Consider the following 10,224-nt stretch of genomic DNA (forward strand, 5'->3'; position numbering starts at 1 on the left):
CGATATGGCCGCCCTCACGAACCTTGAGCGCGGCGCCGAACATGGCGATCACAATTACCAGCAAGAGGGCAATGGGCTCGACGAAATCCGGTGCATCGTTGAAGACATAGCGCATTACGACGCTATAGATCACCAACAGGCACAGCACGGCAAGACTCATCGACGCCACGACGACCAGCACGCAGAAGAGAAAATCATTTGGGCGCTTCATGAAGCTCATTGACCCCATCCTTGCATACAATGAATTTTTTAATCTTCAGGAATCCTACTGATCATCGCCAACTCAGGAAACCGCATGGCGGCGAAGACCTGCAACTCTTCCTGCGAGGCCTTTCGCCACCGCTCTACTTCCGAATTACTTTACTGCCTCGATGCCCTCGACGATCTGCTTCATTTCCGGCGTCTTCTCGTACTTCGCCCAGACCGGTTGCATCGCCTTCACGAAAGCGGGACGGTCGATCTGCGATGCGGGGACGATCGTCGCGCCGCCCTTGGTGACCGTCTTTGCCGCGTCGGCTTCGCGTGCGGTCCACAGCTTCTCGTAGTAAGGCACCGAGTCAGCCGCAGCCTTTTTGATGACCTCCTGCTCTTGCGGCGTCAACGTGTCCCACACCTTCTTGGAGAACACCAGAACTTCCGGTGTCATCGAATGCTGGGTTTCGGAATAGACCTGCGCGACTTCGAAGTGCTTGGTCTCTTCGTACGACGGCAGGTTGTTTTCCGCGCCATCCACCAGGCCCGTCTTCAGGCCCGTATAGACTTCGGCAAACGGCATCGGCGTCGGCGTGCCGCCCATCGCCTTGATTTCGTCGACCATCAGATCCGAAGGCTGCACGCGCACCTTGAGGCCCTTCATGTCGACGGGCGAATGGATCGCCTTCTTCGCGTACATCGAGCGCGCGCCGCTCTCATAGAACGTCAGCGCGATCATGCCCTTCGCCGAGAAGGCGTCGAGAATCTTCCGGCCTTCCGGGCCGTACATCACCTTGCGGAAATGGTCGATGTCGCGAAACAGGAACGGCAGCGACGGAATCATCGATTCAGGAACGATCTCGTTGAACGCAGCGCCATTGGCGCGCGCCATGTCCAGTGCGCCGATGCGCACCTGATCGATCGTGTCGTTCTCGGAACCCAGCGCGCTGTTGCCGAAGACCTTCACGGAATCCTTGCCACCGGTTGCCTTGCTGATTTCTTCACCCATGTATTTCACGGCCATATTGGTCGGATAGGTGTCGCCATGCACGTCCGACACCCGGAACACGCGAGCGTGTGCCGACACGGTGCTAAACGCCAGCACGGAGGCCGCGACAATCATCGAAACGCGGGAAGAGGCAAACTTCTTGTTCATCGTGACATTCCTTGAAATTAGATCATCCAATCGATTGCGGAGGGCCGCTATCGGATGCTGCGACATGGTTTTAATGCGTCTCCCGGCTTCAGAAAAATGTCGCGCCTCTTTTTCTCTGCCGTACGATCAACACCCTTTCGGGTGGTGAGAGATCTAGCGTGCGGGCCTGCGCGAAATCCCCGGCACAGATCCTCTGCACTCCTCTCCGACAATTCGACTTCTTCGGCTTCTTCGGCTTGAACCCCGCACGAGTTGGTCACACGCGCAGAGAATGCTGCCCTCTTTGCCCAGCAACCCAAGGGCATCTTGAAATGAATGTGTTTGGGCTCACGTGTTGTACGACAACATATGAAGTGTATTAAATGTAATGTTTGTTGTACAGCCGGTATTTACCCGCAGGACAGCGGCGTTGACGTAAGAGTTTTCGGATTTAAATCAGCCGACAAGCCGCATCAGAAGGGAAAATGGGCGGAATCGACGTCTCGCGCGTCTGTATTTTTCGTAGAGGAGAAGATGACATGAAAGTGGCTTTTCCGCCACTAAGTTGTACGACAAGCGATGAATAAAAGATTGCAACTGCTGGACGCCGACATCCTAATACCCCCGACGCCCCATCTCCTACACGTCGCTTTTTCAGAGTTCGCCCGCGTATTCAGGCTCGGGCAGTCCGGTCACGCCGGGGCGAATAGCAAACAGATGGCCATCGTGTTCGCTCGCGCCAGTCGCGGGACGAATCGACGTCACGAAAAGCGTATCCAGATTATTGCCACCGAACGCGCACATTGCCGGCTTCACGGCCGGCACGGCAATCTGCCGATCGAGCTTGCGTTGCGGCGTAAAGCGCAGCAACAGGCCTGCGTCGTTCGCGCAGATCCAGTAGCAGCCATCGGCATCCACTGCGGCGCCGTCCGGCCGCCCGGCATAGTGATGCAGATCGGCGAATACGCGCCGGTTACGCGGCTCACCCGCTTCGATGTCGTAATCGAATGCCCAGATTTGCCGGCGCAAAGGATGCGAGTCCGACAGATACATCGTGGTCCCGTCGGGCGACCACGCGAGACCGTTTTGCGTGATCAACGCGTCGACGACCGGCTCTGACAACACGCCACGTTCATCGAAGCGATAGAGCGCGCCCGCAGGAACTGCCGCTGCCATGTCCTGCACCATCGTGCCGGACCAGAAGCGCCCTTGCCGATCGCAACGGCCATCGTTGAACCGCATATCGTCGAACGCGAAGACCGGCGCGGCACGCTTTCTGCCCGTCACCTTCATCGGTTCGCCGCCGGGCGCGCCTTCGGTCAGCGTGAGCGAGAAGAGCCCCGTCTCACAGCCCGCCAGCACCGTGCCGTGGCGATCGAAGGCGATGCACGCCACCTTCTCCGGCAACTGCCACTCGGCACGCGCTCCTGAATCGAGTCGCAGCCGCACGATCTTTTGCGCCGGAATATCACCCAGTAAAGCGCCTGCTCCGCTACACGCCACACCGGGCTCTCGCCGACCGAAGCGGGCGCCTGCCCTGCGGCCTCAACACGCTCAACGCGCGAGTTCGCCATGACGCTCACCGCTGCGGCTCAATTGGGCCGGCCAGCACGAACGCACCACCCTGAAAATGCTGCGTCGGGTCGCCGAGATCGTTGGTGGGCGCCGTAACGGGGAAGAGATGCTCGAACTCGGCGGAACTGTCCTGCGGACGGAAGCCGAGGAACGCCGCCTTGGTGTTATCGACCCACTTGGTGCGGTTATCCGAAACACCATAAACAATCGCGTGCCCAACACGGTTGGTGAACAGCGAGCAGCGCACCAGTTCGATAAAGTCGCGAAAGCTCAGATAGGTGACGAGCATGCGCGGATTCTTCGGCTGCTCGAACGACGAGCCGATCCGCAGGCACACCGTCTCGAGACCGAACCGGTCGAAGTAATAGCGCGACAGCGATTCGCCGAAGCACTTCGTCACGCCATACAGGCTGTCGGGACGCAGCGGCGCGTCGGTATCGACCACCGACGTCGCCGGGTGAAAACCCACGGCATGATTCGAGCTCGCGTATACGATGCGCTTCACGCCCTGCTTCTGCGCGGCCGAATACAGGTTGTACAGCCCGCGGATATTCGCTTCGAGCAGATCTTCGAACGGCGCCTCGACGGAAATGCCGCCAAGATGAACGACCGCCTCCACCCCTTCGAGCAGCGCGTGAACGGCGGCTTCATCCGCGAGGTCCGCGATCGATGCTTCTTCATGCGCCATCACGTCGCCCAGCGGCGCGATATCGGTGACGCGTACCACATCGGCCCACGCGGCGAGCGCGCCGCGCAACTGCTTGCCGAGGTTGCCGGCAGCGCCGGTGAGCAGAAGACGGCGGAAAGGTTTCTGTGCCGCCGGCCGGTCAAGGTTCGAGTCAGTCATGTTGCAGTCTTTTTCGTGATTACTATGATTACGATCAGGTCACCGGCGCCGGATTGAACAGCGTCAATGCATTGTGGAGCTTGAGTTTCTCCGCGCAGGTCTCTTTACGTCCGCTTGCGACGTCGAGCATCAAGCGGAACAGCTCCCAACCCACATCTTCGATCGTCGCGGCGCCGGTTGCGATGGTACCGGCATTGATATCCATCAGATCATGCCAGCGGCGCGCGAGATCGGAGCGCGTCGCGACCTTGATGACCGGCACTTCCGCGAGGCTGTACGGCGTGCCGCGGCCGGTCGTGAAAACATGCAGATTGATGCCCGCTGCCACCTGCAACGTGCCGCAAATGAAATCGCTGGCCGGCGTGGCCGCGTAAATCAGACCTTTCTGCCTGACCTTTTCACCCGGCGACAACACGCCGGAGATGGCCGAGTTGCCCGACTTGATGATCGAACCCATCGCCTTTTCAACGATGTTCGACAAGCCGCCCTTCTTGTTGCCCGGCGTCGTGTTGGCACTACGGTCCGCGCCGCCGCGCTTCAGATAATCGTCGTACCACTGCATCTCGCGGATGATCGCAGCAGCCACCTCCGCGTTGGCCGCGCGCGCCGTCAGTTGATCGACGCCATCGCGCACTTCGGTGACTTCGGAGAACATCACCGTCGCGCCTGCGCGCACCAGCAAGTCGTGTTGTCGCGTCCCGTCAGGCGCGGTTACGGTTGTAGACATCAAGAAACACCGCCGCCAACAAGACCATCCCCTTGATCACTTGCTGGTAATCAATGCCAATGCCCATGATCGACATTCCGTTGTTCATCACGCCCATGATGAAAGCGCCGATCACCGCGCCCACCACCTTGCCCACGCCCCCGGAGGCCGATGCTCCGCCGATGAAACATGCTGCGATCACATCGAGCTCGAAGCCGAGGCCAGCCTTCGGCGTTGCCGTGTTCAGGCGTGCCGCGAAAATCAGACCCGCCACTGCGGCCAATACTCCCATGTTCACAAAGGTCAGGAAAGACAGACGCGCGGTGTTCACGCCCGACAGACGCGTCGCCTTCTCGTTGCCGCCCAGCGCATAGATACGGCGACCGATCGTCGTGCGATTGGTCACAAACTGGTAAATCAGGATCAGTACGGCCATCAGGATCAACACGTCGGGCAAGCCCTTGTACGTGGAAAGCAGCCAGCACAAGTACGTGACGGCTCCCGCGAACAACACGTTTTTCAGTACGAAGAACGCGACCGGTTCGACGTCCATGTCGTGTGCCCGTGCCTTGCGGCGCTTGCGTACCTCCGCCCCGACCAGCCCCAGCGCCAAGATGATGCCCACGATCAGGGACAGCACCCGGAAGTCCGTGCCGCCGAACGGATCGGGCAGAAAGCCCGTGCTGATCCGTTGAAATCGCAGCGGGAACGGCCCGACCGATTGGCCTTGCAACAGCGCCAGTGCGAGCCCCTTGAAAATAAGCATCCCTGCCAGCGTCACGATAAACGACGGAATGCGCGCGTAAGCCACGAACCAGCCCTGCGCCGCACCAATCAACGCCCCCACCAGAAGCGCCACGATGATCGTGGGCACCACGGGCCATGAGTACTGCACGATCAGCACCGCGGCCAGCCCGCCGATAAAGCCACTGACCGATCCGACGGACAGATCGATATAGCCCGCCACGATCACGAGCAGCATGCCCAGCGCCATCACGATGATGTAGCTGTTCTGCAAAACGAGATTGGTGATGTTCAACGGCTGCATCAGCACGCCGTCGGTCTGGTACTGGAAGAACCCCATGATAACGACCAACGACAGCAGCAGGCCGTAGTCGCGCAGATTGTTCTTGAGAAAGCCGAGTTTCATGAAATGGCCTTGATTCGATGTAGATAGGTCACGCATGACCGGCGTTCACGATGGCGCGCATGATACGTTCTTGGCTCGCTTCGTTTCGATCGAGCTCGACCACGAGCCGACCTTCGTTCATCACATAGATGCGGTCGCACATCCCAAGCAGCTCCGACATTTCGGAAGAAATCATCAGAATCCCTTCGCCCCTGCGCGCCAGCTCGTCGATGATGGTGTAGATCTCGTATTTGGCCCCGACATCGATACCCCGCGTGGGTTCATCGAGAATCAGCAGACGCGGCTTTGTAAACAGCCACTTGCTCAGCACGACCTTCTGCTGATTGCCGCCCGAGAGATTGACCACCCGTTGCTGGATGCCCGAACTGCGGATGCGCAACGATTCGCGATACTGCTGCGCAACCTTTGCCTCGGCGTGTTCATCGATCACACCGTGATCGGACACTTCGGCGAGGTTGGCGAGCGACACGTTTTTGCGGATTTCCTGCTCGAGGATCAGGCCATACCCCTTGCGATCCTCGGTCACATAGGCAATGCCATGCTTGATGGCCTTGCCTATGGTCGATACATCCACTGCCTGGCCGTCGATCAGCACCTGTCCGCTGATCCGCCGACCATACGAGCGACCGAAAATACTCATGGCCAGTTCGGTGCGGCCCGATCCCATCAGTCCGGCGATGCCGACCACTTCGCCCTTGCGCACGTTCAGGTCGATGCCCTTAATGACCTCGCGCTCCGAATACTGTTCGTGGAACACGTGCCAGTCGCGTACTTCGAAGATCACGTCGCCGATCTGCGGCTCGCGCTGCGGATAACGGTGTGCCATGTCACGGCCGACCATGCCGCGAATAATGCGATCCTCGCTGATCTCGCTTGCGGCGCAGTCGAGCGTCTCGATCGTGCTTCCGTCGCGGATGACGGTAATCTGATCCGCGACAAGTGTAATCTCATTGAGCTTGTGCGAAATGAGGATGCAGGAAATACCTTGTGCCTGGAGTTCAAGCAGCAGGTTCAGCAGCGCGGCGCTATCGGTCTCGTTCAGACTCGCAGTGGGTTCGTCGAGGATCAGCAGCTTCACGCGCTTTGATAGCGCCTTGGCAATTTCCACCAGCTGCTGCTTGCCAACGCCGAGCTTTCCGACGGTCGCATCGGGCGACTCGTTCAGACCGACGCGCTGCAGCAATTCGCGCGTGCGCTTATGCGCCGCGTGCCAATCGATCACGCCGCATTGCGCCAGTTCATTGCCAAGGAAAATGTTCTCGGTGATCGAGAGCGTCGGCACCAATGCCAATTCCTGGTGAATGATGATGATGCCGCGCTCTTCGCTATCGCGGATGTCCGTGAAGCGTTGCACCTGTCCTTCGAAGTGAATTTCCCCCTCGTAGGACCCGTGCGGATACACACCGCTCAGCACCTTCATGAGAGTGGACTTGCCCGCGCCATTCTCACCGACGACCGCATGGATTTCTCCAGCTTTGACCGTCAGATTGACGTTATCGAGTGCTTTGACACCCGGAAACGTCTTGGTGATGCTGCGCATGGACAGGATGGTCTCGTCCGCCACGCCGTCTCCTGAATTTGTGATGTTTTGCAGGGTCCGCTAGCCGGAGCGCGCGTGGCGTCTCCGGCGACAGACTTGGCTTCGATATTGTCTTACTTGACCTGCGCTTCCGTGTAGTAGCCGCTGTCAATCAGGATCGGCTTCCAGTTGGAGCCATCCACCAGTACCGGGTTGAGCAGATACGACGGAACAACCTTCACGCCGTTGTTGTAGGTCTTGGTGTCGGTCACCTCAGGCTGCTTGCCTTGTGCCATTGCGTCGATCATCGCAACCGTCACCTTGGCGAGCTGACGCGTGTCCTTGAACACGGTCGAGTACTGCTCGTTGTGCAGGATGGACTTGACCGAAGGAATCTCGGCGTCCTGCCCGCTGACGATCGGGCACGGCTGCTGAGCCGTGCAATAACCCACACCCTTGACCGACGACAGAATGCCAATGCTCAGACCGTCATACGGGCTCAGCACGGCGTCGAGCTTGGCATTGCCGTAGTAAGCCGACAGCAGATTGTCCATACGGGCCTGAGCGACGGCGCCGTCCCAGCGCAGCGTACCGACCTTGTTCATACCAAACTGCTTGCTGCGCACCACCAGCTTGCCGCTCTTGATGTACGGATCCAGTACTCTCATCGCGCCGTTATAGAAGAAGAAGGCGTTGTTGTCGTCGGGCGAACCACCGAACAGTTCGATATTGAACGGGCCTTTACCCTGTTTCAGACCGAGCTTGTCAACAATGGACTGCGCCTGCAGCACACCGACCTTGTAGTTATCAAACGTCGCGTAGTAGTCGACATCGGCCGTGCCCTTGATCAGGCGGTCGTATGCGATGACCTTGATGCCGGCATCGTGCGCCTTTTTGAGCACATCGGTCAGCGTCGTCCCATCGATTGCAGCGATCACCAGCACCTTCGGCTTCTTGGTAACCATGTTCTCGATTTGCGCGAGCTGATTCGGAATGTCATCGTCGCCATACTGGAGATCGGTGGTGTAACCATCCGCCTGCAGATCCTTGACCATGTTATTGCCATCGGCAATCCAGCGCGCCGACGACTTGGTCGGCATGGACACCGCAACCAGCCCCTTGTTGTCGGCATGCGCGATACCGATCATTGGCAGCGCCATGACCGCAACTAGGGTTTTCAAGAACAGACGTTTCATTGGTATGTCTCCTTCGGTGTATGAATGAGTGCCGCTCTGGCCGCGGTCCAGGCGATCGTATTGTTAAAGCACCGCGGTTTGATTTTGACTTGTCCGTGTCAGGCCCGCATATAGGTGGTCTCGATGATGGAACGGAACTCGGCCTCATCAAGCCCCGGCTCGCGCGCACTCAAGCGTGCACCCGTCTTCGGTACAAATTCATCATGCAATGAAGACCCAGACGCCATTGGGAAAACGCATTCGCGGCGGCCCGAACGGCCTTGCAGGCCTGCGTCCGGTCACCGTGCGCATATCAGGCGACCCCTTCACGCACGTCTGGGGGATTGTTGCGATAGCCCCTTGTGACGCCGCTGACCCGGCGCCCATTGATGTAATTCGTGTCTCCCGCTCCGGTCTCGCTCGTTTTGATTTTTCCCTCAGGTGGGTTGCGAGCAAGTCTACGTCCGGCGTCAGCATGCGTCCAATATGAAAAAACCCTAGCATTGATATCACTTTCGGTATAGCCCGTTGCACTATGCCCTCTAAGCCGAGAGCGCGCCATTCCGGGGGCTGGCGCCTTTATGCCGCTTCTTTTAGCGCAGCTGGTTCTTCCACTCTCATTCCGGGAAACCAGCCACCGAAGGTTTTCCGCAGATCGTCGTTCAGGATCTGCACGCGGGTTTGCAGCAGCAGATGTGCGCCGCGCTGGCTCCAACGCATCTGCTGTTGTTTCACAAAGCGCTTGCTGACCACGTAGTTCACGGTCGACTCAACAAATGCCGTGGAAATCGTTTCGTCGTGCCTGTAGCGGTCGCCGTAGTTCGGAATGAACGCTTGGTACGCCTTGATATAGCTGTGGAATTCCCGCACTGCCTTCTCCAGTTTCTTCTTGTTCGCCGGATTATCTTCCAGCATCCCCAGATCGTCATCCAAGTCACCGATCCGTTGGAGGGCATGCGGGACATTGCCGTGCCAGAGATTCCATTTGAGGCTTTCCATGTGTCTCTCCCGGTCGGCCAGCACGGCTGCAGTTTCCGGGTATTTGTCGTCAGGCTTCAATTCCGCCGCCATTCCCTTGATCATCTGCCCCATCACCGTTAGGCGCATGGTGATGTGGAACCAGTCAAGCAGATGTTCGGATTCCGGGCTGAGCTAGTGCTGCAGGTCGCGCACGGTGTTGCCGTTATCCGACGATTGCCCTGGCCTATTTTCGCGGACAATCACACGCTGAAATCGCCGATACGCTCGCTGTTCCTGCCGGCACAGTAAAGGGTTGTGTCGCGATAAGGTCGACAACGCGAAAAAATACTTTATAACAAGGATTACTACATAATAAGAGAATAGAACTGAGCGGCAGCTGTTCGCGCGACACCGCCGTCCTTCATTTGGCCTTTCCTGATCATGTGCATTGTCTCAATGCCTAAGAGGATGATGCGGGCACAGCGAAAATCCTTGAACCCCATCATGGGCCTGGTTCGTCGTTCGATCGCTCAATGATCCTGCTCGACGATGTTGTTCAAATACTTGACCTGCCGGATCTTGATGGGCTTTTCCCGTTTAGCGTTGATAGCTTGGAGGGCGGCCAAATTGGCCCCGCTTTTATCCATGGTCACGATCTCAGGCGCGCCGTTGCGATCGATGGCCTTCTCGAAGTAGCGCCGCGCGGCAGCCTTGTCGCGATGCGCCCGCAACAGAAAATCGACCGTATTTCCGGCCTTGTCCACTGCGCGATACAAGTACTTTCACTGGCCGCGCACCTTGACGTAGGTTTCATCCATCCTCCAGCTCTTACCCACCGGACGTTTGTGCTTGCGAAAGGCTTTATCGAACAACGGTACGAGCTTGATGACCGACCGATGCACGCTCGAATGGTCAACCTCAAAGCCGCGCTCAGCCATCATCTCTTCGAGATTGCGAAGGCTTAG

General features: G+C 58.3%; 6 protein-coding genes and 4 pseudogenes. All 10 read right to left on the reverse strand.

Annotated features, from left to right (window positions below; genetic code table 11):
- Window positions 1-220, reverse strand: a 220-nt coding sequence (locus WCA53_RS33045; protein ID WP_423921931.1) for a TRAP transporter small permease, incomplete at its 3' end; no start/stop codon positions are given.
- Window positions 221-355: 135 nt separating this feature from the next.
- The gene (locus WCA53_RS33050) at window positions 356-1,348 is read right to left on the reverse strand and encodes a TRAP transporter substrate-binding protein (protein ID WP_423921934.1); all 993 of its coding nucleotides are present in this window, start codon (window positions 1,346-1,348) and stop codon (window positions 356-358) included.
- A gap of 633 nt (window positions 1,349-1,981) precedes the next feature.
- Window positions 1,982-2,901, reverse strand: a pseudogene (locus tag WCA53_RS33055) (SMP-30/gluconolactonase/LRE family protein).
- Between the two features lie 5 nt (window positions 2,902-2,906).
- Window positions 2,907-3,749 carry an NAD-dependent epimerase/dehydratase family protein gene (locus tag WCA53_RS33060; RefSeq protein ID WP_423921937.1) on the reverse strand — a complete coding sequence of 281 codons (843 nt, stop codon included), beginning with the start codon at window positions 3,747-3,749 and terminating at the stop codon, window positions 2,907-2,909.
- A 34-nt stretch (window positions 3,750-3,783) separates the two neighbouring features.
- A pseudogene (gene garD / locus WCA53_RS33065) lies at window positions 3,784-4,434 on the reverse strand (galactarate dehydratase); the annotation flags it as partial.
- A gap of 16 nt (window positions 4,435-4,450) precedes the next feature.
- Window positions 4,451-5,641, reverse strand: a complete 1,191-nt coding sequence (mmsB, locus tag WCA53_RS33070; protein ID WP_423921940.1) for a multiple monosaccharide ABC transporter permease — start codon at window positions 5,639-5,641, stop codon at window positions 4,451-4,453.
- Window positions 5,634-7,145 (reverse strand): multiple monosaccharide ABC transporter ATP-binding protein, encoded by a 1,512-nt coding sequence (gene mmsA / locus WCA53_RS33075; protein WP_423921950.1) that lies wholly within the window; start codon window positions 7,143-7,145, stop codon window positions 5,634-5,636. The genes mmsB and mmsA overlap by 8 nt, the downstream gene beginning before the upstream one ends.
- A gap of 113 nt (window positions 7,146-7,258) precedes the next feature.
- The gene (gene chvE, locus WCA53_RS33080) at window positions 7,259-8,320 is read right to left on the reverse strand and encodes a multiple monosaccharide ABC transporter substrate-binding protein (RefSeq protein ID WP_423921945.1); all 1,062 of its coding nucleotides are present in this window, start codon (window positions 8,318-8,320) and stop codon (window positions 7,259-7,261) included.
- A 558-nt stretch (window positions 8,321-8,878) separates the two neighbouring features.
- Window positions 8,879-9,490 (reverse strand): annotated as a pseudogene (locus WCA53_RS33085) (ISKra4 family transposase); the annotation flags it as partial.
- A 134-nt stretch (window positions 9,491-9,624) separates the two neighbouring features.
- Window positions 9,625-10,224: pseudogene (locus WCA53_RS33090) on the reverse strand (IS6 family transposase); the annotation flags it as partial.

The sequence above is a fragment of the Caballeronia sp. genome (assembly GCF_049581465.1).
Taxonomy (GTDB): domain Bacteria; phylum Pseudomonadota; class Gammaproteobacteria; order Burkholderiales; family Burkholderiaceae; genus Caballeronia.

What these genes read in the sequence shown, in the direction of transcription:
- chvE (WP_423921945.1), bottom strand. Translation starts at nt 8,320, where the DNA reads ATGAAACGTCTGTTCTTGAAAACCCTAGTTGCGGTCATGGCGCTGCCA.
- mmsB (WP_423921940.1), bottom strand. Translation starts at nt 5,641, where the DNA reads ATGCGTGACCTATCTACATCGAATCAAGGCCATTTCATGAAACTCGGC.
- WCA53_RS33050 (WP_423921934.1), bottom strand. Translation starts at nt 1,348, where the DNA reads ATGAACAAGAAGTTTGCCTCTTCCCGCGTTTCGATGATTGTCGCGGCC.
- mmsA (WP_423921950.1), bottom strand. Translation starts at nt 7,145, where the DNA reads ATGCGCAGCATCACCAAGACGTTTCCGGGTGTCAAAGCACTCGATAAC.
- WCA53_RS33060 (WP_423921937.1), bottom strand. Translation starts at nt 3,749, where the DNA reads ATGACTGACTCGAACCTTGACCGGCCGGCGGCACAGAAACCTTTCCGC.